This is a genomic window from Streptomyces alfalfae, assembly GCF_004127445.1.
In the GTDB taxonomy this organism is placed as follows: Bacteria; Actinomycetota; Actinomycetes; order Streptomycetales; family Streptomycetaceae; genus Streptomyces; species Streptomyces alfalfae.
Window position 1 is genome coordinate 273,629 of sequence record NZ_QEXM01000057.1, and the last position, 25,334, is coordinate 298,962.

Below are 25,334 nucleotides of genomic sequence, written 5' to 3' on the forward strand. Positions count from 1 at the left end.
ATCGTCCCGTCGTGCACCCGGTCGTACACCGGCCGAAAACGCGGGCGTACGTGTGCCCCGGTGCCCCGGCACCGCCGACGCAATCCGCCTTCCCGGGGATGACGAGGTGTCACGCGGCCCCTCCCGGGGCTACCGGAGGACGATGTCGCGTCCCGGGCCGCCCTCCAGGGTGTCCCGGCCGGGTCCGCCGTCGACCAGGTCGTCACCGCCCTCGCCGTTCAGGGTGTCGTCGCCGGCGCCGCCGAGGAGGACGTCGCGGCCGTCACCGCCCAGGACGTGGTCGTCGTCCGGTCCGGCGGACACGAGGTCCGCGCCGCCGTACGCCTCGATCATGTCCTCGCCCCGGCCGCCCCGCAGCCGCTGGTCGCCGTCGTCACCCATCAGGTGGTCCATCCCGTCACCACCGTCCAGGACCGAGAGCCCCATGACCATGTCGTTCCCCGCGTCGCCCCGCACCGTGCGCGCGGTATGGGCGTGCAGTTCGTCGTCACCGGCGCCGCCCCGTACGGTGTCGACCGCGGGGTCGCTGGTGACGATCGTGTCGTCGCGGTCGCCGAGGAAGACATCGATCCGGTCCCGGGCGGTGCGGCCGGTGGGCAGCTCGCAGACGACGAAGGTGTGGTCCCCCGGGTCGAGGTACGCGCAGTGGTCCCCGGGTGTGATCGGGACGGCGTCCCGGAAGCCGATCTGCCGGACGCCCGAGCCGACCTCCATGGGGATCACGTGGAGGTCGTTGGCCTGTCCTGCCGCGGCGGTGAAGACGATGGACTGGGCCGCCCAGTCGGCGCCGACGCGGGCCTGCGCGCCGGTGGCGGCCGGGGCGGCGGACACCGGGACGACGGCGAGTCCGGTGGCGAGCAGAGCCACGGCGGCAGCGCGGGTGGTGGCTGCGTGTCGATTCATGGGATCTCATCTCGATATGGCGACCGGTGGGCCGGCCGGAGGCGGAGAGCCGCCGCGTCACGGTGCCGTGCCGTCCTCCGGGCGGGCGGGACGGGCTCCTTACGTCGGCGGCCACGACGAGACAGGCCGCGGGCTCCCGGCCGCTGGACGGCTCGGATGAGGCGCCCGGTGTCCGGAGCAGCGGGCACGCCCGCCGCTCCGGACACCGGGACACCGGTCGGCCGCGCGGGCCGACGCGACCCGGCAGGGCCGGGCGGTGGTGTTCCGTCAGCTCACGTTCACATCGACGCAGGCGTAGAACGCGTTGCTGGTGTCGGCGATGTTCCACACGGCCAGCACCTTCTGCTTGCCGGTCAGGCTGCCGAAGTTGACCTGGTGCGTGACGGTCTCGCCCGGCCGGGCGCCCCCGTCGTTGAACTCCGCGATCTTCCGGCCACCCACGTAGTACTGCCAGGTGGAGGTGGCGTGCCGGGCCGTCAGCCGCCAGTTGAAGCTGGTGGTCCGGCTGACCGGGGTCACTTTCCAGCCCTTGCTGTCGTTGTCGAGCTCGGCGAAGGCGGCGTTGCCTCCGCTGCAGCTCTTCAGACCCTTGGGGCCCTCGACGCTCTGCGGCTCGTACTTGATGGAACCGCAGGGGACCACGCCGGCGGCACACTGCGCCTGCCGGCTGGGCGGCGAGGAGATGTATCCGTGCGCGCTCGCGCTGCCGGCCGGGAGGCTCACGGCCAGCAGCGGGGCGATCCCCGCGCCGATGACCGCGGCCAGTGTCTTCTTGCTCTTCATGACGACTCCTCTGTGGGGGTACGTGTCCGCCCACGCGAAGACAGGCGAACATGAGCATGTCAAGCGAATCGCCATGGTTGTGGGGCTGGTCATGGCGACGAGGTGAACTGTACCCCTCTTGGTCTAGACCAAACTAGTGCCTGGTCCCACTCAGGCGTGTGGGAGGTCGTCGCCGTGGGCGTATCCGATGGTCGCGGCTGCTGAGCGGCTCACCGCACCGCTGCCGGTGAACTTCCGCCGCGTATGCGCAGAGCGGGGCTTCCTGAGCCGTCCGCCCGGGCCGTCCAGATGTCCTGTTTGCGACCATCCGTTCCCGGGAGGGCGTACGCGAGCGTGTCGTCGTCCAGCCAGGCCGCCTGGTCGTCGACGCTGCGCCGTTCGGCGAGCGGGTGTTCGCGCATCGTGCGCAGGTCGAGGACGTACAGCCGCCACGGGTCCCGCGTCCCCTCGCGCACCCGCTTCTTGAAGGCGACGCGCGTGTTGTCGGGGGAGAGCGACGGGCACTCGACGTTCGCACGCAGGGCGGTCGCCGACCACTTCGCCATGTCGCCGCGCACCAGGTGCGTCTTGCCCTTCGTGGACACCGTCGCGTAGAAGGTGTTGTCGTCCTTCGCGAAGGTCACACCCCAGTAGTTGACGTCGGGGGAGTGGTAGCGGCGGCCGCCGAGGGTGAGGGGGATCTCCTCCATGTTCTTGATGAGGTAACCCGTACGGGTGTCCAGGATCGACGTGCGGGTGGAGAACGACGAGCCCGCGTACGAGTCGCCCGTCGCGAACATCGTCCAGGACAGCATCCGCCCCGACGTCGAGACGCGCGCCCGGTTGGGGATGCCGGTCAGGGCGATCCGGCGCTTCTCGCGGAGCCGGTCGTCCAGGACGACCGCGTACGACTTGGGCGGGATGCCTGACCTGCGCTGCAGGCAGAGCCCCGTGCCCGCGGCGGCGTAGAAGCGCTCGCAGGAGGGGCCGCCGGTGGTGCGGGCCCCGCCGCCCCCGCCGGCGGCCGGGACACGTGCGACCCGGCCCGCCGACTCCGTCGTGCTGCGGAAGTAGAGCGTGCCCCGGTCCAGGCCGAACTCCGGGGTCGCGTCGGCCGATTCGGCACGCTCCGCAGCCTGCAGCGTGTACGTGACGGCGACGCCCGCGAGGACCGCGGCCGCCGCGGCCACGGCGACGACGCGCGAGCGGAGGGACGGGAGCGGGGAAGGGGTCTGCTGCTTCACGGGGGGCCTCCGGAAGATGTGTCCGATTGCGGGAGCAGCGCCGCCGCCCCGGCGACCGCCACCGTCAGCGCGACGACCGCGCAGGTCAGGGCGGTCTCGACGCCCCACAGCGTCCACGCCGCACCGAACCCGGCCGCGGCGACGAGCCGGGCGAGGGCCTGTCCGGTCTGGAGGACGGCCATCCCGCTCGCCCGGCGCTCCCGCGCGACCACGGGGGCGACCAGCGCCATCAGCACGCCGTCGGTGGCCGCGTAGAAGACCCCGAGCAGCAGCAGTACGCCGACGAGGAGCGGCCAGCCGTCGGTGGGCGCGAGCAGGAGGACGTAACCACCGAGCAGCGCGATGTGCCCGGCGAGGAACGGCATGCGGCGCCCGACGCGGTCGGCGAGCCGCCCGGCCGGGACGGCGAGCAGCAGGTAGACCGCGGCGGCGCCCAGCGGCAGCAACGGGAACCACGAGATGGCGAAGTCCAGCCGCCGCTGGAGCAGGAGGTAGAGGAACGCGTCGCCGATGGTGGCGGCGCCGAGCAGCGCCGCCGCGAGGAGGACGCGCCGGAAGGCGGGGACGCGGAGCAGGCCGAGGGCGCGGGGGCGCGGGGCGGCCGGCGCGTGTCGTTCGGTGGCGACGCCCGGTGGCCGTGGTGGTCGCGGTGCGGGTTGCGACAAGTGCCCCGGCACGAACGCGGCCAGCATCAGCACCCCGAGCAGCCCGAAGCAGAAACTGACGACGAACACGGCGTCGTACGCGTCCGCCGTCGCCCACAGCAGCGCGAACGCGGCGAGCGGCCCGAGCAGCGCGCCCGTCGTGTCCATCGCCCGGTGCACACCGAAGGCGCGGCCCAGCACGTCGGGCGGGCTGCTCAGGGAGATGAGGGCGTCGCGCGGCGCGGTGCGCACGCCCTTGCCGATGCGGTCGGCGGCGAGCGCCGCGCCGATCCCCGCGGTGGCGCCGCCCGCGAGGAGCAGCCCGAGGCGGGAGAGCGCCGAGAGGGCGTAGCCGCCGCCCGCGACGAGTTTGTGCCGGCCGCCGCGGTCGGCGGCGTATCCGCCGGCCAGCCGCACCAGGGCCGTGACTCCGTTGTAGAGCCCGTCGAGGAAGCCGAACTGGAGGGGCGAGAGACCGAGTTGGAGGACGAAGTAGAGCGGCAGGACGGCGGTGACCATCTCGGAGGAGATGTCCGTGACCAGGCTGACCGCGCCGAGCGCGAGGACGGGTCCCGCGACGCGGCCGCGCCGGGCCCCGGACTGTTCCTGCTCCGAGGCCTTGGCGACCGCGTCGGTGGTGGCCAGATACATGGCGTTCGCGTTCGTCCGGCTCAGCGGCAGCTGTAGGACGGGCTGGTGTCCTTCGTGGAGCCGTCCGTGCCGACGAGGTTCCAGGAGAAACCGGTGTCGGTGAAGTTCAGCTTCACGACACCGAAGGTGTCGGTGAGCCGCTTCTGGCTGTTGGGCTGGACCTCCTCGATGTCGTACGGGTTGGCGCCACCCATGCCGCCGAGCACCTCGACGATGCCGTCGGCGTCGGCCTTGCCGTCCGCGTTCTGCGGGGCGAACCGCTCGTAGTGGTGGTCGTGTCCGTTGAGCACCAGCTCGGCCTTGTGGGCCTGGAGCAGCTTCCAGACCGGGCGGCCGACCGGGTCGTTGCCGTGCTCGCCGGAGGAGAAGAGCGGATGGTGCCAGTAGGCCGCCACGCACTTCTTGGTGTTGGCGGCGAGGTTGTCCTTGAGCCAGTCGATCTGCTCGTCGTCGTCGAATTTGTTGGAGTCGAGGGCGATGAAGTGCCAGTTCCCCTGGTCGAAGCTGTAGTAGCTCTCCCCGTCGGGGTAGGCGACGGACCCGAAGTAGGACTTGTAGCCCTTGAACGCGCCCGCCGGGTCGTAGCTCTCGTGGTTGCCGGGGACGGGCCTGGTCTTGCTCTTGAAGGCGCCCCAGGTCTTGTCGTAGTACTTCTGGAAGTCCTTCAGGCGAGCGTCGTCGTACTGGTTGTCGCCCATGGTCATCACGAAGGACGGGTTGATCTGCTTGACCAGCGCGGCGGTCTTGGGGTGCTTGCAGCTGCTGCTGCTCGCCGTGCACTGCTCGGCGATGTCACCCGCGGCGACCGCCGTGAACCCGGCGCGGGCCGCGGCGGCGGGGGAGGCGTCGGCCTCCTTGGCGGGGGACCACAGCAGGACGCCGCCGACGAGGGCGAGCGAGGCGCCGGCGGCGATGGGGACGCCGAGGCGGGCCTTGCGGCTGCGGGAGTTCTTGCGGGAATTTGTGGCGCGAGGGATGAGCGGCATGTCCGTCTCCTCTGGAGGCGTGGGGGGTGCCGAACCGTCGTCCCGGAATCCTGGCGATGTTGCATGTGCGCGTCAATAACGTGGGATGAACATTTGTTAGGAAAGTTTCCTGTCAGGGCTTCCGTGAGGCGTGTGAGGTGTGTGAGACGCGTGGGGCATTCGGGTGGCGACCGGTCGGCATCCGCTCAGGGACCGGGGTTCGCCGAGGACGCCGGCAGCTCGAGAACGGCCCGTGCGCCGCGGGGGGCGGTGTTCGTGAGGGTCAGGCGGGCGCCGAGGACCTCGGCCTGGGCCTGGGCGATGGTCAGCCCGAGGCCGTGGCCGCGGCCCCGCTCCGGTGTCGCGGTGCGGAAGCGCTGCGGTCCATGGGCGAGCAGGTCCGGCGGGAAACCGGGGCCGTGATCACGTACGGCGAGGGTGGCGCCGCGGACCTCGACCTCGACGGGGGGCTCGCCGTGCCGCTGTGCGTTGAGGAGCAGATTGGTCAGGATGCGGTCCAGTCGGCGGGGGTCGGTCCGCACCACGGGCCGGCCGACGACCGTGAGCCGTACGTCGCCGCCAGTGCGGGCCACGCACTCCCGCACGAGGTCGGCCAGCGGCAGCGGCTGGATGTCCGCGCGTTCCGTGCCGGCGTCGAGACGGGAGACCTCCAGCAGGTCGTCCACCAGTCCGTGCAGGACGCGGACACGGTCCCGTACGAGATCGGTGGCCTCGCTCTCGGGCAGCAGGGAGGCGGCCGTGACCAGACCCGCGACCGGCGTGCGCAGCTCGTGGGCGACGTCGGCGGTGAAGCGCTGCTCGCTGTGCAGGCGTTCCTGGAGGACGTCGGCCATGTGGTCCACGGCGGAGGAGATCTGGCCGATCTCGTCGCGGCGCCGGGTACGGGTGCGGGCGTCGAGGTCGCCCTCGCGGATGCGGTGGGCGGTGCCGGCGATCCGGCGCAGCCGCCGGAGCACCAGCTCGGCCGCGAGGGCGGAGAGCGGCACGACGACGGCGAGCGTGGCGAGCGCCGCATAGCGCATGTGCCGGTCGAGGGCCCGACGGTTCAACAGGTCGCTGATCATGTCGTGGCGGACGGCGACCACCGTGCCGTCGATCCTGGTGCCCGCCCACATGGCGGCCTGATCGGCGGTGCCCCTCACCTCGTACCAGGTGACCGGCCCCGCGGCGCCGCCGAGCCGCCGATGGACCTCGTCGGGCACCTTGTCGCCCACCACGAGGCCCGATTCGCTGTCGGCGCCGTCCGGCTGTCGGTCGCGCTCCGCCTGCGCGTCCTCCTCTTCGTCGAGCTGGTGGAGGGCGTCGGCGCGGGCGAGCGCGAGGGAGCGGCTCTCGGTGGTGCGGTGGACCAGGACGCCGATGCCCAGGGCCATCAGGAAGGCGGCGACGGTGACACCGGCGGCGACCTGCCAGCGCAGGGAGCGCGGATCGGTCAGACGCCGCAGGCGGGAGGGGGAGTGGGGCACGGTCATGGGTGGCGGTGTCCGTCTCGGGCCGGTGGGTGGGGTGAACGCGGGCAAGGGCGGTTCAGCGCCGGAAGCGGTAGCCGAATCCCCGCACGGTGTCGATGTGTTCGGCCCCGATCTTCCTGCGCAGCCGCTGCACGGCCAGATCGACGACCCGGGTGTCGCCTTCCCAGCCGTAGTCCCACACGGTGCGCAGCAGGCTCTGGCGCTGCAGGACGACGCCGGGCGCCGCGACGAACTCCAGCAGCAGACGCAGCTCGGTGGGGGTGAGCGCGACAGGTTCACCGCCCTTGCGGACCTCCAGCCCGCGGAGGTCGACGCTCAGGTCGCGGAAGACCAGCCTGCCCTGCTCGTCGGGGGCCTTACTGGCGGCGGTGGCCGGGTAGCTGGCGCGACGCAGCAGGGTACGGATGCGGGCCAGCAGCTCGGCGGTGTCGACGGGTTTGACGACATAGTCGTCGGCTCCCGCCTCAAGACCCGCGACGACGTCGGTCGCCTCCCCGCGGGCGGAGAGGATCAGAAGGGGGACCTGGCTGCTCTCGCGGATCCTGCGGCACAGCCCGATGCCGTCGAGGTGCGGCAGCATCACATCCACCATCAGCAGATCGTGTGTGCCGGCCCGGAACATCTCCAGACCGGTCAGCCCGTCGCCCGCGGCCGAGGTCCGGTAGCCGTACCGCTCCAGGACCAGGGTGAGGGACCGGCGGATCGTCGCGTCGTCCTCGACGAGGAGGATGTGCACGCTCACGGCTCTCCTGTTCGCTCTTCCACGCCCACGGCACTTCTCACAGGCGCAAGGAGGCCGCGGCGGGCAGGTGGTCGCTCATGGTACGAGGCAGTGTCCACGACGAGACCGGGGTGACGCCCCTGACCAGTATCTGATCGATGCGCACCAGCGGGAATTCCGCCGGCCAGGTCAGACCGAGTCCCGCACCCGCCTCCTCCTGCGCCGAGTGCAACTGCTCCGTCAGCGGACGCAGCGCCGTGTCTCGGGTGGAGCCGTTCATGTCACCGGCCACCACCACCCGGGAGGCGCGCTCGGAGCGCACGGCCGCGGCGAGCCGGCCGATGGCCTCGTTACGGCGCCGGGCGGCGAACCCGTCGGGAGCGACGCGTACGGAGGCGAGGTGAGCGACATAGACGGCCAGCGGACCCTTGGGCGTGTCGACCGTGGCGCGCAGGGCACGCGGCCACGGCATGACCGGTACGGTCCGGCCGCCGTGCAGGGGCAGCGAGCTCCACAGCCCGACGCCGCCGCGCACCACATGGTAGGGGTGGGTCTTCGCCAGGGCCCGCTGGTAGCGGGGGACCGCCTCGGGGGACATCTCCTGGAGGGCGATCAGATCGGCGCCGGAGGAGATGAGCTGCCGGGCGGTCTGCCCGGGGGACCGGTTGGATTCGCTGACGTTGTGGCTGAGCACGCTGAGGTCGCCGCCGGTTCCGCGTTTGTCGGTCATCGACGTCCCGAACAGTGAGGCCCACACCACGGCGGGTACGAGGACGGCCGCGGCCGCGGGCCAGGAGCGCCGGACGGCGGCCATCAGGAGCAGGAGGGGCACGGCCAGCCCGAGCCACGGCAGGAAGGTCTGCAACAGGCTGCCCGCGTTCCGGGGGCCGGTGGGCAACTGGGGAATGACGAGGAGCGAGCAGCCGGTGAGCACCGCGGCCGCCGCGATCAGCCCACCGCGGCGCCGTGCCCAGGAGCGGTGCGGCACCGGAGCGGACGCGGTGTCTTCGGTGGGCATGGTGTCTTCGGTGGACGCCGTCTCGTGAGTGGGCGTGGTGTCTTCGGTGGGTGCGGTGCCGTGAACGGATTCCTGTCCTCGGGGAGCGTTCTCGCGGTCCGCAGGGGCATCGACGGTGGCCTGCGCCGTGCGCGGCCTGTACGGCAGCGTCATGACCGGGCCCGCCCCCCACCGGCCAGAGCTGCGGGCAACCGCTCCCGCAAGGCGTCGAGCAGGGCCTCGCTGTGTGAGAACGCCGCGTCAAGGCCCTGGGCGGGCGACGTTCCGGCGCGCTGGCCGAGGACGACGCCGATGGCGAGGGGGGAGGTCTTGGCGGGGCCGACGTGAGCGGCCCACATCAGATTGCCGCCCGCCGGTGTGCTCGACCCGGTCTTCAGCCCCACCACACCCGGCTGCTCCAGCAGCCGGTTGGTGTTGCGCACCGTGCCCGGCACGCCGGGCACCCTGGTGTGCCGGGTGGCGACCACCGCCCGCAGCACCGGGTGGCGCATCGCATGCCGGGCCAGCTTCATCTGGTCGTCGGCGGTGCTGGTCGTGGTGGGTTCGAAACCGCTGGCCCCGGTGTAGGTGGTGCGTGTCATGCCGAGCGTCTTCGCCACGCGGTTCATCTTGCGCACGAACGCCTGCTGGCTTCCGGCGTCCCAGCGAGCGAGCAGGCGCGCCACGTTGTTCGCCGACGGCAGCAGCATCAGTTCCAGCATCCGTCGCAGGGGCAGCCTCTGGCCCTCCCGCACCGGTGCGGTGGATTCGTCCGACGAGCCGGCCTCGGCCTCCGCCCGCCGGTCCACCGTGACACTCGGCCCGGCCTCACCGGCCCCGATCGGGTGGCTCCGCAGGAGGACGGTGGCGGTCATGACCTTGGTCAGGCTGGCGATCGGGACGGGCCGCTGCCCTCCGGTGGTGCCCACGTGCCCCGTGCCCTCCACGACGAGACTGCTCTGCCCCTCGGACGGCCAGGGCAGCCGCTGACCGGATCGCTGCGACCCGGGCCCCAGGTCCGCGAGTACGGTTGCGGCGCCGGCCCGGCGGTCGTCACCCGCCGGCGCATTGAGGCAGCCCTTGGTCGTGAGCAGCAGCGGCAGCAGCAGTGCGACAGCGGCCACGGTCACCTTGTGGGCGCGTCGCGCACGGAGCTGTTCTCCACGGCGGCGGCAGGGGTCGGGTCCGGTTGTGGACGGGTCTTGCACCAGCACGACAACGCCTCTCCCATCGGGGCACGTGCGGGGTTCGCCGTGCACTGGGAAGAAGAGTCGGCCGCAGGGACGTCAGCGCTGTTGTGATGACCCGGCCAGAAGCGCTCAGGAATGTATCGTCCGTGTATCAGCGCGCCGAGGCGACTGCCACACGCTCAGCGCGCGGCCCCGGCCACACCTCACGCGCCGCCGCCCTCGCCGGCTGAGGCCAAGGTGGCAGCGGGGAGCGGAACCCCGGATGACGGCACACATCCCCGCGTCACCGCGTCCCACACTCACCGCGCCCTGTCGCGACGCGTCGCGGGGGCGGACCGGGGCCGTGCCCGTCGGCAATCGTCCCGGGCGGCCGTGGCCCAGGGGCAGCCGGGTCTCTCTGCAAGGCCGGCTCGGTGGCGGTCGTCCCCCTACGGCTCGACGATGTGCCGCAGATAGGCGTGGGGGTCGTCGAGATAGCGGCGCCAGTGGTCCACGACGCCGAGATCCCGCCAGGTCGCCCTGCGCATGCCGTGCTCACCGACCTCGACGATGTCCGCGCCCGGCAGGGCGGTCAGCAGCGGGGAGTGCGTGGCGCAGATGACCTGGCCGCCCTCCTTGGCCAACCGGTGGATGTGCCCGATCAGTTCGAGGCACGACGAGAAGGAGAGCGCCGCCTCCGGCTCGTCCAGGACGTAGAGCCCGGCGTGCAGGAACTTGCCGCGGAACGCCGCGAGGAAGCCCTCTCCGTGGCTGACGTGGTCCGGTGCGAACCCCTCCCTGCCCAGGGCGTCGAGTGCGGTCTCGGCCCGCAGGAAGAAGCCCTTGCGGGCCGACCAACTGGTCGCCATACGGCGTCCGCGCCCCGGAGCGGCGTCGAATCTCATCCGCTCGCCGAGGACCGACTTTCCGCGCGGGGAGGCGTAGCGCCAGTCGTGGGAGCCGCCGTAGGGGTCCAGACCGAACCCCTCGGCCAGCGCCTCGACCAGGGTCGACTTCCCCGAGCCGTTCTCACCGACCAGAAAGGTCACGGGCGCGGTGAAGCGCAGCCCTTCGTCGAGGAACTGCCGGACACAAGGCACCGCCCACGGCCAGGCTTCCTCCTCGGGGGAGGAGAGATGGGCATACGCGCGTTCGATTATCACGCGGCCAGTGTCTCCCGAAGCCGAAGCCGAAGCCGAAGCCGAAGCCGAAGCCGCCGACGACTGGCTTCCGGAGGCCGCCCCGGGTGATCACGCCGATGTCCAGGGCCGAGGCTGGAGTACGGCGACCGGATCGAGACGCGGGTATCTCCCGCGCCCGACGACCGGGGCACGGAGGTGGCCGTGCGTCTCAAGGAGCCGGAGCCGGACGCCGCCCACTCCCTGCCCGCCCGCCCCGCGCACCGGTGCTGATCCGCGCCGGAATCTGCGCCGCGCCCTGCGCGAGGCCTGACGCCCTCAGCGGCAGCCGGTCTGCAGGTTGCCTGCCCGCGTGGAGCTGGCGAGATCGTTGATCTCACCGAAGTTCCCGCGCAAGCGGGGCAGCGCTCCGTGTGAGATGTGCGCCTGGCCGTAGCGGTAGTCGTCGAAGACGCACCACATCACGCCGCTGTTGTTGGCGAAGGACGAGGCCTTGTTGTCCATGTTCTGCCGGCGCAAGTCCGGGCTCCCGCCACGGAAGGCGACCATGTGCCCGTTGCCGTCCGCGTCTTCGAACAGGCAGTAGCTGCCGGCGGGGCATCGTTCGAACCCGGCCAGGGCCGGCCGCGCAGACGCCGTCGCGGGCAGGGCGGCCGAGATCGCCGCGAGGAAGAACGCGAGTGAGAGGATTCGAGTGCGCATGATGCTCCTGGTGAAGGCACGGGGAGGTCGGTACGAGCCTTCTTGAATTTCCTCGAGTGGCGCCACCCTCCGTGGCTTCCGTAGCTGAAGATCACTCGTGTGGGTCCGGCGTGTGGGAGTGAGCCGAGCGGCGAGGCGTGCGCGGGGGTGTGTGCCGGGTGGCGGGTCTGCTGATGCCGCGCTCGTTCGGGTGTCTTCCCGCCGCACAGGGGCTTTCGTCGTTTCCGATCTTCCAGACCAAGGGGGCGAGGCGAGCTGCTTCAGTCGCGTAACCGGCATCGCGGACGCACTGCACGCCGTCGAACGCCCCCCACTACGGCTACGAGCCGGGAACCCGCATCTGCTTCGCCGTCGATTTCGAGGCCCTCGGCCACCAGGTGACGGAGCGCATGCCGCCGCACTTCCGCGCCGTCGGGGACACCATGGCCGAGCACGGCCCCGCATACCAGGTGGGCGTGCACGGTCCGCGCGACGTATGCGGCCACGTCCACGCGGCCGGTTTCACTCCGGCGGGTTTCGTCAGTGGCATGTCCACCGGATTCTCCGGAAACCCGGGGTATCCGCTGCCCGCGGAACGGGCCTTCGACAACGACCCGGTCTACGACATCACCACCATTCCCTTGGTCCCCATCGAGGGCGCCCACGAGCTCGGCGTGTCACGTCCTGGCCTTGGCGCCGGCGAAGGGAACAGCCAGCAGCGTTGCGCCGCCTGTCCCGGTCGCGGGCGTTGTCCGTAGCGCGACGGGCCCTTGGCGGGTGGGCCGTTCCCCGAGGAACCGGCGCTGGCTCTCCAGGAACCCGTCCGCGAAGAGCGAACGGGGAGAGAAGAGCGCCATGAGGGTGAGTTTCAGGTCCGACTGCTCCAAGGACCGTTTGACCAGCGAGTGGGCCGCATCCGGGTAACGCTCGACCGTCAGCGCGCCTCCCGCGTCCAGCACCTTGCGGTAGACGCGCTCCGTGTCCGCTTTGAAGACCCGTGCGAAGTGCCGCTCGCTGAGACACATCCGGGCCGCGAGCGCCGCCGCGGACAGGTCGTCCGTGAGGTGGTCGGCGATGTACGCCCGGAGCTCGTCGATGTCCCTGCGGGCCGACGCCGGGCGGCTGAGCGGCACGGAGAACTGGCTCTGGCCGCCCTGCCGCTTGAGGTACATGACGAGCTGCCGGGCCACCGCGAGGGCGACCTCCTCGCCCTGGTCCTCGGCCACCAGGGCGAGCGCCAGGTCCAGGCAGGCGCTGATCCCGGCCCCGGTCCACAGCCGTCCGCGGTCCGTCCGTACGAAGATCGGGTCCGGGTCGACCGTGACGGCCGGGTGGTCGGCCGCCAGCTGGGCAGCGGTCGACCAGTGCGTCGTCGCCGTGTGGCCGTCCAGGAGCCCGGCCGCCGCGAGCAGGTGGGCGCCCACGCACACCGAGGCCACCCGCCGGGCCTGCGGCGCGGTCGCCGCCAGCCACGCCACGACCTCGGCGTCGATGCGGGCGACGGGCCCCTGGCCGGTCATGTCGACCGCGCCGGGCACCAGCAGGGTGTCCACCCGGCCGGTGTCGGCGAACGCCAGGTCCGTGAGCAGCCGCACGCCCGCCGACGTGCGCACCGCACCGGCCTCCGGCCCCGCGAGCAGGACCTCGTAGCCGGGGCGGCCCCCGGTCTCCCGGTCGGCCAGCGCGAAGACCTCGGCGGGGCCTGTGACGTCGAGCAGGTCGACGTCGGGGAAGACCGCGATGACGACGCGGTGTGTGGTGGGCATGCGGCCATCCTCACGGCCGCCGGGGGCGACCGCAATGACGATTCCCTGTCACATCCGGACATGAGCGCGGAGAGGCGCTGGGCCGGACGCCGGGGCATGCGGAAGCGGGCCCCGGCGGTGGGGGGAGTACCGCCGGGGCCCGCTGGCCTCAGTGCGCACGGCCGATGGGCCGGGGTCAGTCGGTGCCGGACTCCATCGCCGCGCGGTCGAGCGCCGACTCCTCGTCCGTCACCTCGCCGCGCGAGGCGATCGCCTGCGCGCCGCCCGCGTCCATGGCGCCGATCAGACCGGTCGACGCCGCCTGCGCGGCGCCGATCGGCGCCGGGTGGCCGGTTCCGACCAGGCCCATGCCCGCGTACTGCTCGAGGCGCGCACGGGAGTCCGCGATGTCGAGGTTGCGCATCGTGAGCTGGCCGATGCGGTCCACCGGGCCGAAGGCCGAGTCCTCGGTCCGCTCCATGGAGAGCTTGTCCGGGTGGTAGCTGAAGGCGGGGCCCGTGGTGTCGAGGATCGTGTAGTCCTCGCCGCGCCGCAGCCGCAGCGTCACCTCACCGGTGACCGCGGCGCCGACCCAGCGCTGCAGCGACTCCCGGATCATCAGCGCCTGCGGGTCCAGCCAGCGGCCCTCGTACATGAGCCGGCCGAGCCGCCGGCCCTCGTTGTGGTACGCGGCGAGGGTGTCCTCGTTGTGGATCGCGTTGACCAGGCGTTCGTAGGCGATGTGCAGCAGGGCCATGCCGGGCGCCTCGTAGATGCCGCGGCTCTTGGCCTCGATGATGCGGTTCTCGATCTGGTCGGACATGCCGAGGCCGTGCCGCCCGCCGACCGCGTTGGCCTCCATGACGAGGTCGACGGGGGTGGCGAACTCCTTGCCGTTGATCGTCACGGGGCGGCCCTGCTCGAAGCCGACCGTCACGTCCTCCGTGGGGATCTCCACGGAGGGGTCCCAGAACCGCACGCCCATGATCGGGTCGACGGTCTCGATGCCCGTGTCGAGGTGCTCCAGGGTCTTGGCCTCGTGCGTGGCGCCCCAGATGTTGGCGTCCGTGGAGTACGCCTTCTCCGTCGAGTCCCGGTAGGGCAGCTCGTGGGCGAGCAGCCACTCCGACATCTCCTTGCGGCCGCCGAGCTCCGTGACGAAGTCCGCGTCCAGCCAGGGCTTGTAGATCCGCAGGTGCGGGTTGGCGAGCAGGCCGTAGCGGTAGAACCGCTCGATGTCGTTGCCCTTGAACGTGGAGCCGTCGCCCCAGATCTGCACCCCGTCCTCCAGCATCGCCCGCACCAGGAGCGTGCCGGTGACGGCGCGGCCGAGCGGCGTGGTGTTGAAGTAGGGGCGGCCACCCGACCTGATGTGGAAGGCGCCGCAGGCCAGCGCCGCGAGGCCTTCCTCGACCAGCGCGGCACGGCAGTCGACGAGACGGGTGATCTCGGCGCCGTACGCGGAGGCGCGGCCGGGCACGGAGGCGATGTCGGGCTCGTCGTACTGGCCGATGTCGGCGGTGTACGTGCACGGCACGGCGCCCTTGTCGCGCATCCAGGCGACGGCGACCGAGGTGTCGAGACCGCCGGAGAAGGCAATGCCGACGCGCTCGCCGGTGGGCAGGGAGGTGAGGACCTTGGACATAGGAAGAGTATGCATCAGGATGCATGGTCATGCAAACCCCGTGCTTCCGTACGGCGACGCGTCGCCCTGTGTTCGCCCAGGTGTCATCTTCCGTCGCCGTGGGTGGGCGAGGATGCGAGGCCCGACAGCGGTGACCGGGCGGCGGTGTGCCGGCCGGCCTCTCGAAAGGACGACGTTGCTGCGCCCACGGCCACGACGTACACAGCACAGCGGCAGGACACTCGGGGCGGGCTCGGCGGCGGTCGTGCTGTCGCTGGCCCTGGCGGGCTGCGGGCTCCTGGGGGAGGGGGCGGAGGACGGCGACGGAAGCGCTTCGTCCGTCGGGTCCCAAGCCGCCGACATCGACTGCGCTAAGTCGGGCAAGGTCCCCGGGACGGGTTCGAGCGCCCAGCAGAACGCCATGAAGCACTGGATCAAGGAGTACGAAGCGGCCTGCCCCGGGGTGCGGATCGCCTACAACCCGCTCGGATCGGGAGCCGGGGGAGCGCAGTTCCTGCGCGGCGCGACCGCGTTCGGCGGCTCCGACAGCCCCCTGCGCGCCGACGAGGTCGAGCTGTCGAAGCGGGTCTGCGAAGGCGGGCGCGCCATCGACCTGCCCATGGTGGGCGGTCCCATCGCGATCGGCTACGACCTGCCGGGCGTGCGGGACCTGGTGCTCGACGCCACGACCCTCGCCAAGATCTTCGACCGGCGGATCACGGCCTGGGACGACCCGGAGATCCGGCGGCTCAACCCCGGCGTCGAGCTGCCCTCCCTCCCCGTCCGCCCGGTGCACCGGTCCGACGACTCGGGCACCACGCAGAACTTCCAGGCCTATCTCGCGGGCGCCGCCCCCGACGTCTGGCGGCACCCGCCGGGCAAGGCCTGGCAGGGCAAGGGCGGCGCGTCGGCGAGCGGTTCGAGCGGTGTCGCCTCCGAAGTGACGTCCGGCTTCGGCGCGATCGGCTACTTCGAGCTGTCCTTCGCGCGGGCCCGCCACATCAAGACCGTCAGCATCGACACGGGCGCGCCCGCGCCGGTCGCGCCGACACCGAGGACGGCGTCGGCGGGGATCGCGGCGGCCCGGGTCGCCGGGAACGGCAAAGACCTGACGCTGAAGTTCCGCCACGACTCCTCGGCGCCCGGCGCGTATCCGATCGTCCAGATCACGTACGAGATCGTGTGCGACAAGGGCAATCAGAAGGCGACGCTGCCCGCCCTGAAGTCCTTCCTGGCCCACACGTCGAGCGAGGCGGGCCAGAAGCGGCTGTCCCGGCTGCACTACGCGCCGCTGCCGGAGTCCTTGGCGGAGCGGGTGCGGGAGGTCGTGAGCGGGCTGTCCTGATCCGGCTGCGGGGTGCGCCGACGGGCTTCGGGCCGCGGGTGGCCACGGCGGACGGCTGAGCCCGTGGCGTGGCGGCGGCAGGGGCGGACGGCTGAGCCTCTTGCGTGGTGGTGGCAAGGGCGTGGCGGCAGTGTGCCCACCCGCCAGTGGCGCAGGTCACGCCGGGGCGGGGGAACTCGGCCATGCCCCGGCCCGACTCCTGGATCGGCTCGGGCCCAGCCGGGCCATGGCCCGTCTATCCAGGGAGCGCCCTATGCCCGCCGAATCCACCGTCGTCGCCGAAGGCGAGGGGCGACCACCCGGCGAGCCCGCGGAGGCGTCGCGCGAGACGCGGGCCGAGGGCGCGCCCAAGCGGTCCGGCTGGGCGACCTTGCGGCCGCTCGTGCTGCGGCTCCATTTCTACGCCGGGCTGCTGATCGCGCCGTTCCTGCTCGTCGCCGCCACGACGGGCCTGCTCTACGCGTGTTCGTACCAGGCCGAGAAGATCGTGTACGCCGACGAGCTGCGCGTCCCGGTGCCGCCGGGGAAGGGCGAACTGCCCCTGACGCGGCAGATGGCCGCCGCCCGCGCCGCACACCCCGAGGGCTCGATCAGCGCGGTCAGGCCCTCGCCGGAGGAGGGGGCCACCACGCGCGTCCTGCTGTCCGGCGTGCCGGGCGTCGACCCCGACCACACCCTCGCCGTCTTCGTGGACCCGTACACGGCCGAGGTGCGCGGCGACCTGGAGCAGTACGGCTCGACGGGGGCCCTCCCGCTGCGCACCTGGATCGACGAGCTCCACCGCGATCTGCACCTCGGGGAGGCCGGCCGCCTCTACAGCGAACTCGCGGCGAGCTGGCTGTGGGTGATCGCGGGCGGCGGCCTCGTGCTCTGGCTGGGACGCCGCAGGTCGCAGCGGAAGGCGCGCGGCACGACGGGCCGCCGCCGCACCCTGGCGCTGCACGGCTCGGTCGGCGTCTGGGCGGCCCTCGGCCTGGTCTTCCTGTCGGCCACGGGGCTGACCTGGTCGGCGTACGCGGGCCAGAGCGTCAGCGACCTCCGCGAGGCCATCGGCCAGACCACGCCCGCGGTGTCGTCGACCGTCACGCCCGGCGCGGAGCCGGCGGCGGAGCCCGCGGGTGAGCACTCCGGCCACGGCGGGAGCGGCGGCTCCGGGGCCGCGGACGGCGAGGGGGCGGCCCGCGCGGACGTCGGGCTCGACGCCGTCCTGAAGGCCGCCCGCGGCCAGGGGCTCTCCAACCCCGTGGAGATCGTGCCGCCCGCCGACGCCTCGTCCGCGTACGTGGTCCGGCAGATCCAGCGAAGCTGGCCGGAGAAGCAGGACTCCATCGCCGTGGACCCCGCGAACGGCGAGGTCACCGACGTCCTGCGGTTCGACGACTACCCGGTGCTCGCCAAGCTGACGCGCTGGGGCATCGACGCGCACTCCGGTTCGCTGTTCGGCCTCGTCAACCAGTTCGCCCTCATCGCGCTCGCCCTCTGCCTGATCCTCCTGATCGTCTGGGGCTACCGCATGTGGTGGCAGCGCGGCCGGGGCTCCGCCTTCGGCCGGCCCGTGGCGCGCGGGGCGTGGCAGAACGTCCCGGCCCACGTCCTCGTCCCGCTGCTCGCGGCGGTCGCCGTCGTCGGCTACTTCGTCCCGCTGCTCGGCATCCCGCTCGCGGCGTTCCTCGCGGTGGACATCGCGCTGGGCGAGCTCGCCTACCGGCGGGGGAGGCGCACATACGCCTGAACCCTCCGATCCGCCGACGACGTGACCCCTCCGATCCGCCGAGGACCTGGAACCCCACCGACCCGCCGACGGGGCTAGGACGATGCGGTCGGGGCCGGCCCCGCGGCGACGCAGAACTCGTTGCCCTCCGGGTCGGCCATCACTATGTGGTGACCGGTGATCTCGGCGAGCACGCCGCCGCCCGCCGCGACGAGCCGCTCGGACTCCGCCTTGACCCTGGCCCAGCGCTCGCCCGCCGAGCCGTGCCCCGGCACGCGGACGTCGATGTGAAGGCGGTTCTTCGCGGTCTTCGGCTCGGGCACCTTGAGCAGCGACAGGCGGGGACCGCGCCCCTCGGGGTCGCAGAGCCAGGCCCCGTCGTCCACGGATTCGTCCGCGGGCGGGCCGAAGCTCGCGAACCACTCCTCGCGGGTGGTGAACGGCGCGGGCGGCGGCTCGTCGACATAGCCGAGGGCCGTTTTCCAGAAGGCGCCGAGGAGTTGGGCGTCGGCGCAGTCGAGGGTCAGGTCGATCATATAAGCCATGTGCGGACCGTAGCGCGCGGCACTGACAACGGGCCCGGGATGTACAGGCCGTCGCGGTCCCGTCGAAAACGAGTGCGGCTCGGGTGTGTGAGGCCCGTCAGAGCGGGCAATCGATGGGTGGGCCCCGCCGTGTCTCCCCCGTCGCGGCGGGGCTCCTTCGCGCCCGGCACGCCGTGCCCCTCCTCCGGCAGGTCCCCGTGCCGCTCCTCCGCCAGGTTTGAGCCTCACCAGGGCGGAAACCCGTGCCCGGCCGAAGGGCGAGGTCCCGTGACCGCCACGACACCCTTGCCGTCCGGCCCCCGGGCGGTGCGACCCGCGCCCGTCCCGACGGAGGAGCCGCAGCAGGGGGACCGGCCGGAGCCCGTCAGGTGCTGGAAGCGCGTTTCGCCTGCGCACGGGTCTGTGACGAGTGCGTCCGGGTCTGCGCCCGGCGCCGCCCGGCCGACGGGCCGAGCCATGCGCTCCGTCTCACCGCCGCCTGCGCCGACGTCTGCGACGCGACCTTCCGCGTCCTCGCCGGGCGGGGCGCGTACGGCGAGGAGGACGAGCAGCGCGTACGCGTGCAGGTCGAGTGGTGCCGCGCCGTCCGCCGCCAGTGCGCGGCCCTCTGCGCCACGTGCCCCGCGTCGGCCGGCTGCGCGAAGGCCTGCCGCCGCTGCGAACGGGCCTGCGACGACCTCACGAAGGCGCTGACGGGACCCGCGACGGCCTAGTGAAGGCGCCGGGCCGAGGCGACGGGCCCCGCGGCACTCGCTCCCGCACCGCCATTCCCTATTTCTGCAACGCGTTCTACTGTGTGCGCCGTCAGGTCCGGGAGCGAGTGAGCCAGCCAGAGCCTGGAGGGGCCGTGCACCTCGAATACACGCCGGAGCAGCAGCGGTTGCGCACCGAACTGCGCGCGTACTTCGCCGGCCTCGTGCCGGACGACGTGCACGTCCGCCATGCCGAACCCGCCGCCCGGAAGCGGTTCTACCGGGAGACCATCCGCCGCCTGGGCGCGGACGGCTGGCTGGGGGTCGGGTGGCCCGAGGAGTACGGCGGCCGCGGGCTCACGCCCATGGAGCAGTTCATCTTCTTCGACGAGGCCGCACAGGCGGGCGTGCCGCTGCCGCTGATGGCACTCAACACCGTGGGCCCCACGCTCATGCGGTTCGGGACCGAGGAGCAGAAGAGCTACTTCCTGCCGAGGATCCTCTCCGGCGAACTCGACTTCGCCATCGGCTACAGCGAGCCCGCCGCCGGCACGGACCTCGCGGCGCTGCGGACGAAGGCGGTGAGGGACGGCGACGAGTACGTCGTCAACGGGCAGAAGATCTGGACGACCAACGGCGACACCGCCGACTGGGTCTGGCTCGCCGTGCGCACGGCGGCGCCCGAGGAGGGCGTCCCGCTCCACAAGGGCATCACCATGCTCCTGGTCCCGACGACCGCCCCGGGCTACTCCTGCACCCTCATCAACACCCTCGCCTCGCACGACACCACGGCCGGCTACTACGAGAACGTCCGCGTCCCCGTCACCCACCGCGTCGGCGAGGAGAACAAGGGCTGGCGCCTCATCACCAACCAGCTCAACCACGAGCGCGTCACCCTCGCCGCCCACGGCACGATGGCCATCCGCGCCCTCCACGACGTACAGCGCTGGGCCATGGACACCAAGCTCGCCGACGGCCGCCGGGTCATCGACCTCGGCTGGGTCCGCCGGCGCCTGGCCATGACCCACACCAGGCTCGACGCGATGAAGCTCCTCAACTGGCGGATGGTCAACGCCGTCCAGGAGGGCACCCTCACCCCGCAGGACGCCTCCGCCGTCAAGGTCTACGGCTCCGAGGCGCGCCGCGACGCGTACGCCTGGCTCATGGAGGTCATCGGCGCGGCGGGCGCCCTCAAGGAGGGCTCGGCGGGCACGGTCCTGCGCGGCGATCTCGAACGCGGCTACCGCTCGGCGGTCATCTTCACCTTCGGCGGCGGCAACAACGAGATCCAGCGGGAGATCATCTCCTGGATCGGCCTGGGGATGCCGCGCGTACGGCGATGACCCGGGCGCCGGACACCCGTCACGGGACGGCGTCACACTGGAGGACATGACCGGCCCCCGGAGGTGGACCCCGTGACCGACCCCGCTGTGACCGACCCCGCGCACGCGCCCTCGCCCGACCCCGGACTCTTCGGGCCGGGTTCGGTGACCTGGCAGGTGCACTCCGACCCCATGATGTGGGTCGCGGGGATACGCGCCCTCTACCTTCAGGCCCTGCATCCCCGAGCGGTGCGCGGCGTCATGCAGAACAGCGACTTCCGCGCCGACGCCTGGGGGCGGCTGATGCGCACCGCCGGGTTCGTCGGGACCACCACCTACGGCACCACCGAGGCCGCCGAGCGCGCCGGCGCGCGGGTGCGCAAGATCCACGCGACGCTCACGGCCACCGACCCGGCGACGGGGGAGCGGTACCGGGTCGACGAGCCGGAGCTGCTGCTCTGGGTGCACTGCGCGGAGATCGACTCCTACCTCCACGTCGCACGCCGGTCGGGGCTGCGGATGCCGGACGCCCTCGCCGACCGGTATGTGCGCGAGCACCGCGAGAGCGCCCGGCTGGTGGGGCTCGATCCGGCCGATGTGCCGGGGTCCACGGCCGAGCTGCGGGCGTACTTCCGTGACGTGCGGGGCGAGTTGGCCGCCGGTCCAGGCGCCCGCGCCGTGGACGACTTCCTGCGGTGTCCGCCGACGCCGCCCCTGCTGGTCCCGGCGCGCTTCCTGCTGTGGCGGCAGGTGGCCCGCCTCGCGTACGCCTCGCTGCCCGCGTACGCGCACGAGCTGTACGGCAGGGCCGCCCCGCCGCCCGCCGTGGTGACGCGCCGCCTTGTCCTCACCGGCGCCGTCCTGCGCACCGTCCCCAGCCGTCTGCGCTGGCAACTTCCGCCCAAGCACATCCTGCGCGCCATGGCCAGGCTCGGCCCCGGCAGCCGCCCTGCCCCGTACAAACTTCACAGACCAGAAGCCATACTGGACGGGCCGGGGAGGGCGCAGCGAGGCGACGGGGGCGACGGCGCGAGATGGCGGACACCAGGCTGATCCAGAGCCGCTACCGACTCCTGGATCTGATCGGGCGCGGCGGCATGGGCGAGGTGTGGCGGGCGCGCGACGAGTCGCTCGGCCGCCAGGTCGCCGTCAAGTGCCTCAAGCCGATGGGGCCGCAGCACGACCACGCCTTCACCCGCGTCCTGCGCGAGCGCTTCCGCCGCGAGGCCCGCGTCGCCGCCGCGCTCCAGCACCGCGGCGTGACCGTCGTCCACGACTTCGGCGAGTACGAGGGCGTGCTCTATCTGGTGATGGAGCTCCTCGAAGGGCGCAACCTCAGCCAGATCCTGGAGGACAACAAGCAGCACCCGCTGCCCGTCGCCGACGTCGTGGAGATCGCCGCCCAGGTCTCCGCCGCCCTCGCGTACACCCATGACCAGGGCATCGTGCACCGCGACCTGAAGCCCGCGAACATCATGCTGCTCACCGACGGCACGGTGAAGATCTGCGACTTCGGCATCGCGCGGCTCGGCGCCGACATCGGCTTCACCTCGCGCCTGACCGGCACGGGCATCGCGATGGGCACCCCGCACTACATGTCGCCCGAGCAGATCAGCGGCGACCCGGTCGACCAGCGCAGTGACCTGTACTCCCTGGGGTGCGTGCTGTACGAGATCGCCACCGGGGCCCCGCCCTTCGACTTGGAGGACGCCTGGGCCGTGCTCGTCGGGCACCGCGACACGGCGCCCGCGCCGCCCCGCCGCCACCGCGGCGAACTGCCCGCGTTCCTCGACGACCTCGTCCTCGACCTCCTCGCCAAGGACGCGGCCGACCGGCCGCAGGACGCCCGCGACCTGAGCCGCCGCATCGCCGAAGGCCGCGCCACCCCCGCGTACGTCCCGACCGTCGTCACGCCCCACCCGCGCAACCACCACCCGCACGGCGCCGCGACCGTCCGCGAGGAGCGGCTGCCCTCCTGGACGCGGGGCATGACCACCGGGGTCAAGGCGGGCGGCGGCTCCGGGCCGCGACCCACCCCGCCCGACACGGCGGCGGGCCTGACCGGCGAGTGGATACCGCGGCCCGACGCCCGCCGCGCCGCCGCGCCCCGCGAACCCGAGCGGCCCGCGCCGCCGCCGGAACTGCTCGCCACACTGGCGGGACGCCACAACGCGGGCCTCAGCCTGGGCCGGCTCGGGCGGTGGGCGGAGGCGGGCGAGGTGCACCGCGCGGTCGCCGCCGAGCGTGAGCACGCCCTCGGCCCCGACCACCCCGACACGCTCGCCAGCCGGTACGAGATCGGCTTCACGCTCAGCCGCACCGGGCGGGCCGCCGACGCCCTGCGCGAGTACACCCGCGTGGCGCGGGGGCGGGAGCGCTCCCTCGGCGCCGAGCATCCGGACACGCTCGCCGCCCGCCAGGAGATGGCCTACGTGCTCGGGCAGCTCGGGCGGCACTTCGAGGCCCACCAGACGTACACCTCGGTGCTCGCGGTGCGGGAGCGGGTGGCGGGGCCCGACCACCCGGACACGCTGCGCTGCCGCCACAACCTCGCCTACAACCTCAGCCGCCTCGGCCGCCTGGAGGACTCCTACCGTCTGGCCGACGAGGTGGCACAGGCCCGCGCGCGCGTCCTGGGGGCCACGCACCCCGACACACTCGTCACGCGGTACGAGGTCGCGTACGCGCTCGGACAGCTGGGGCGCTGGCCCGAGGCGCTGCAGACCTACCGCGAGGTCGCCGACGCGCGGGTGCGGGCGCTCGGGCCCGACCACCCCGACACGCTCGCCGCCCGCTACGAGGTCGGCATCAGCCTCGGCAGACTCGGCCGCAGCGGTGAGGCGCTCGACCTGTACCGCGTCCTGGTCGAGGACCGGACGCGCGTCAACGGCCCCGCCGATCCCGAGACGCTCCGGGCCCGCCACGGCCTCGGCGTGAACCTCGGACGGCTCGGCCGCTGGGAGGAGGCCCTCGCCGAGGCGCGGGACGTGTGCGCGATCCGGGAGCGGGTCCTCGGCCCCGACCACCCGGACACGCTGGTCAGCCGGCGCGAGGTCGCGGTCGGCCTCGGCTGGCTGGGGCGCTGGCCCGACGCCCTCACCGAATACCGCGGGGTGGCCGCCGCCAGGGAGCGGGTCCTCGGCACGGGCCACCCCGACGCCCTGGCCAGCCGCAACGACGAGGCGCACTGCCTGGAACAGCTCGGCCGCGGCGCCGAGGCCGTGGAGCTCTACCGCAGGGTGGCGGCGCTGCGGCAGCGGAGCGCCGCGGGCGGGCTCCGAGACGTCCCCGGGTGACCCGATGCGGGACCGGTGTGCCGGGGCGCGGTCGCGCGGGGTCCTCGGCGGTGGTCCTTCGTGTTAGGAAGAGCCATGTCTGATCGCGATGTGTACGACGCCGTCATCGTCGGCGGTGGCCACAACGGTCTCGTCGCCGCCGCCTACCTCGCCCGCGCCGGACGCTCCGTGCTGCTCCTCGAAAGGCTCGGCGCCACCGGGGGCGCGGCCGTCTCCGGTCGGCCCTTCCCCGGGGTCGACGCACGGCTCTCGCGCTACTCGTACCTCGTCAGCCTCCTGCCGAAGAAGGTCGTGCGCGACCTCGACCTGGACTTCCGGGTGCGCACGCGCACCGTCTCGTCCTACACCCCCACCGAGCGCGGCGGCCGCCCCGCCGGGCTGCTCGTCGGCGGCGGCGAGGCCCGTACCCGGCGGGCCTTCACCCGGTTGACCGGTGACAGCGGGGAGTACGAGGCCTGGCGGGAGTTCCACGCGATGACCGGACGCCTCGCGGCCCGCGTCTTCCCCACGCTCACCGAACCGCTGCCGACCCGGGCGGAGCTGCGCACCCGCATCGACGACGCCACCGCCTGGCGCACGCTCTTCGAGGAACCCATCGGCACGGCGATCGAGCAGCGCTTCTCCGACGACCTGGTGCGCGGCGTCGTCCTCACCGACGCCCTGATCGGCACGTTCGCCGACGCGGGCGACCCCTCCCTGAAGCAGAACCGCTGCTTCCTCTACCACGTCATCGGCGGCGGGACCGGCGACTGGAACGTCCCCGTCGGCGGCATGGGCGCCCTCACCGACGCCCTCGCCGACTCCGCGCGCAACGCGGGGGCCACGCTGCGCACGGGCTGTGAGGCCACGCGGATCGCCACCGACGGGCGGCGCGCCGAGGTCACGTACCGCCAGGGCGACGAGGGCGAGCGCACGGCCGCCGCCCGGCACGTCCTGGTCAACGCCTCCCCGCAGGCCCTCGCCGGGCTCCTCGGCGACGAGCCGCCCGCGCCCGCCGAAGGCGCGCAGCTGAAGGTCAACATGCTGCTCAAGCGGCTGCCGAGGCTCCGCGACACCGCCGTCGACCCGGCCGAGGCCTTCGCGGGCACCTTCCACATCGCCGAGGGGTACGGGGAGCTGGCGACCGCCTACGCGCAGGCCGCCTCCGGCACGCCGCCCACCGCGCCGCCCTCCGAGATCTACTGCCACTCCCTCACCGACCCGACGATCCTCGCCCCCGACCTCGCCGAGCGCGGCTACCAGACCCTCACCCTGTTCGGCCTGCACACCCCCGCCCGGCTCTTCGCCGAGGACAACGACGCCGTACGGGCCGAGCTGCTGGAGTCGACGCTCGCCCAGCTCGACGCGCACCTGGCCGAGCCGATCGCCGACTGCCTCGCGCTCGACGCCGAGGGACGCCCCTGCGTCGAGGCCAAGACCCCGCTGGACCTGGAGCGCGACCTGCGGCTGCCCGGCGGCCACATCTTCCACGGAGACCTCGCCTTCCCCTACGCCCAGGAGGGCGCCGGGCGTTGGGGCGCGGAGACCCGGCACGCGAATGTGTTCCTCTGCGGGGCCGGCGCGGTGCGCGGTGGCGGCGTCAGCGGGGTGCCGGGGCACAACGCCGCGATGGCCGCGCTGGGGGAGTGACCGGCGAGGGACGAGGGTGAGCGGGCCCCGCTTGCGTCTCCCGTAGGGGGAGACGT

21 protein-coding genes and 1 pseudogene are annotated in these 25,334 nt (G+C 72.9%); 8 read left to right on the top strand and 14 right to left on the bottom strand.

Going from position 1 to position 25,334, the window contains the following annotated elements; translation table 11 throughout:
- Window positions 1-129 precede the first annotated feature (129 nt).
- From DCW30_RS35785 to DCW30_RS36965, 11 genes are all read right to left on the bottom strand, one after another.
- Window positions 130-903, bottom strand: a complete 774-nt coding sequence (locus tag DCW30_RS35785; RefSeq protein WP_076688150.1) for a calcium-binding protein — start codon at window positions 901-903, stop codon at window positions 130-132.
- Between the two features lie 267 nt (window positions 904-1,170).
- Entirely contained in the window at window positions 1,171-1,686 is a 516-nt protein-coding gene (locus tag DCW30_RS35790; protein WP_062770044.1) for a lytic polysaccharide monooxygenase auxiliary activity family 9 protein, read from the bottom strand.
- Window positions 1,687-1,895: 209 nt separating this feature from the next.
- Window positions 1,896-2,909 carry a TolB-like translocation protein gene (locus tag DCW30_RS35795; RefSeq protein ID WP_076688151.1) on the bottom strand — a complete coding sequence of 338 codons (1,014 nt, stop codon included), beginning with the start codon at window positions 2,907-2,909 and terminating at the stop codon, window positions 1,896-1,898.
- Window positions 2,906-4,204, bottom strand: a complete 1,299-nt coding sequence (locus DCW30_RS35800) for an MFS transporter (protein ID WP_076688152.1) — start codon at window positions 4,202-4,204, stop codon at window positions 2,906-2,908. Before DCW30_RS35800 ends, DCW30_RS35795 begins: the two co-directional genes overlap by 4 nt.
- Window positions 4,205-4,224: 20 nt before the next feature.
- Window positions 4,225-5,190 carry a metallophosphoesterase family protein gene (locus tag DCW30_RS35805; RefSeq protein WP_076688153.1) on the bottom strand — a complete coding sequence of 322 codons (966 nt, stop codon included), beginning with the start codon at window positions 5,188-5,190 and terminating at the stop codon, window positions 4,225-4,227.
- A 185-nt stretch (window positions 5,191-5,375) separates the two neighbouring features.
- Window positions 5,376-6,662 carry a sensor histidine kinase gene (locus DCW30_RS35810; protein WP_076688154.1) on the bottom strand — a complete coding sequence of 429 codons (1,287 nt, stop codon included), beginning with the start codon at window positions 6,660-6,662 and terminating at the stop codon, window positions 5,376-5,378.
- A gap of 55 nt (window positions 6,663-6,717) precedes the next feature.
- Entirely contained in the window at window positions 6,718-7,404 is a 687-nt protein-coding gene (cseB, locus tag DCW30_RS35815) for a two-component system response regulator CseB (protein WP_062770029.1), read from the bottom strand.
- A 37-nt stretch (window positions 7,405-7,441) separates the two neighbouring features.
- The gene (locus DCW30_RS35820) at window positions 7,442-8,401 is read right to left on the bottom strand and encodes an endonuclease/exonuclease/phosphatase family protein (RefSeq protein ID WP_076689835.1); all 960 of its coding nucleotides are present in this window, start codon (window positions 8,399-8,401) and stop codon (window positions 7,442-7,444) included.
- Between the two features lie 149 nt (window positions 8,402-8,550).
- A complete protein-coding gene (locus DCW30_RS35825; RefSeq protein WP_076689838.1) occupies window positions 8,551-9,504 on the bottom strand; it encodes a D-alanyl-D-alanine carboxypeptidase family protein in 954 nt (317 codons plus the stop codon).
- A gap of 494 nt (window positions 9,505-9,998) precedes the next feature.
- A complete protein-coding gene (locus tag DCW30_RS35830) occupies window positions 9,999-10,712 on the bottom strand; it encodes an AAA family ATPase (protein ID WP_076688155.1) in 714 nt (237 codons plus the stop codon).
- Between the two features lie 294 nt (window positions 10,713-11,006).
- Window positions 11,007-11,390 (bottom strand): peptidase inhibitor family I36 protein, encoded by a 384-nt coding sequence (locus tag DCW30_RS36965; RefSeq protein ID WP_062770023.1) that lies wholly within the window; start codon window positions 11,388-11,390, stop codon window positions 11,007-11,009.
- A 317-nt stretch (window positions 11,391-11,707) separates the two neighbouring features.
- Between DCW30_RS36965 and DCW30_RS36970 the strand changes: the two are divergent.
- Window positions 11,708-12,127, top strand: a pseudogene (locus DCW30_RS36970) (glycoside hydrolase domain-containing protein); the annotation flags it as partial.
- Here the strand turns inward: DCW30_RS36970 and DCW30_RS35840 are convergent.
- Together DCW30_RS35840 and argG are read right to left on the bottom strand one after the other, a co-directional pair.
- Complete coding sequence (locus DCW30_RS35840; RefSeq protein ID WP_129299920.1) at window positions 12,047-13,135, bottom strand: GlxA family transcriptional regulator; 1,089 nt, start codon at window positions 13,133-13,135, stop codon at window positions 12,047-12,049. The pseudogene DCW30_RS36970 and the gene DCW30_RS35840 sit on opposite strands and share 81 nt — an antisense overlap.
- A gap of 175 nt (window positions 13,136-13,310) precedes the next feature.
- Window positions 13,311-14,759 carry an argininosuccinate synthase gene (argG, locus tag DCW30_RS35845; protein WP_076682785.1) on the bottom strand — a complete coding sequence of 483 codons (1,449 nt, stop codon included), beginning with the start codon at window positions 14,757-14,759 and terminating at the stop codon, window positions 13,311-13,313.
- A gap of 175 nt (window positions 14,760-14,934) precedes the next feature.
- On the opposite strand from argG, the gene pstS reads away from it, so the two are divergent.
- Window positions 14,935-16,083 (top strand): phosphate ABC transporter substrate-binding protein PstS, encoded by a 1,149-nt coding sequence (gene pstS, locus DCW30_RS35850; RefSeq protein WP_237283312.1) that lies wholly within the window; start codon window positions 14,935-14,937, stop codon window positions 16,081-16,083.
- Window positions 16,084-16,336: 253 nt separating this feature from the next.
- Complete coding sequence (locus DCW30_RS35855) at window positions 16,337-17,815, top strand: PepSY-associated TM helix domain-containing protein (protein ID WP_076682784.1); 1,479 nt, start codon at window positions 16,337-16,339, stop codon at window positions 17,813-17,815.
- A 74-nt stretch (window positions 17,816-17,889) separates the two neighbouring features.
- On the opposite strand, the gene DCW30_RS35860 is transcribed toward DCW30_RS35855, so the two are convergent.
- Entirely contained in the window at window positions 17,890-18,339 is a 450-nt protein-coding gene (locus DCW30_RS35860) for a VOC family protein (RefSeq protein ID WP_062772810.1), read from the bottom strand.
- 368 nt (window positions 18,340-18,707) lie between these two features.
- On the opposite strand from DCW30_RS35860, the gene DCW30_RS35865 reads away from it, so the two are divergent.
- From DCW30_RS35865 to DCW30_RS35885, 5 genes are all read left to right on the top strand, one after another.
- Window positions 18,708-19,052 carry a four-helix bundle copper-binding protein gene (locus DCW30_RS35865; protein ID WP_076682783.1) on the top strand — a complete coding sequence of 115 codons (345 nt, stop codon included), beginning with the start codon at window positions 18,708-18,710 and terminating at the stop codon, window positions 19,050-19,052.
- Window positions 19,053-19,186: 134 nt separating this feature from the next.
- Complete coding sequence (locus DCW30_RS35870; protein ID WP_076682782.1) at window positions 19,187-20,374, top strand: acyl-CoA dehydrogenase family protein; 1,188 nt, start codon at window positions 19,187-19,189, stop codon at window positions 20,372-20,374.
- A gap of 72 nt (window positions 20,375-20,446) precedes the next feature.
- Complete coding sequence (locus DCW30_RS35875) at window positions 20,447-21,406, top strand: oxygenase MpaB family protein (RefSeq protein WP_232627015.1); 960 nt, start codon at window positions 20,447-20,449, stop codon at window positions 21,404-21,406.
- Window positions 21,388-23,649: a serine/threonine-protein kinase gene (locus tag DCW30_RS35880; protein WP_076682781.1), complete on the top strand. Its 2,262-nt coding sequence runs from the start codon at window positions 21,388-21,390 to the stop codon at window positions 23,647-23,649. Before DCW30_RS35875 ends, DCW30_RS35880 begins: the two co-directional genes overlap by 19 nt.
- A 75-nt stretch (window positions 23,650-23,724) precedes the next feature.
- Window positions 23,725-25,278, top strand: a complete 1,554-nt coding sequence (locus tag DCW30_RS35885; RefSeq protein WP_076682780.1) for a phytoene desaturase family protein — start codon at window positions 23,725-23,727, stop codon at window positions 25,276-25,278.
- The last annotated feature ends 56 nt before the right edge of the window (window positions 25,279-25,334 follow it).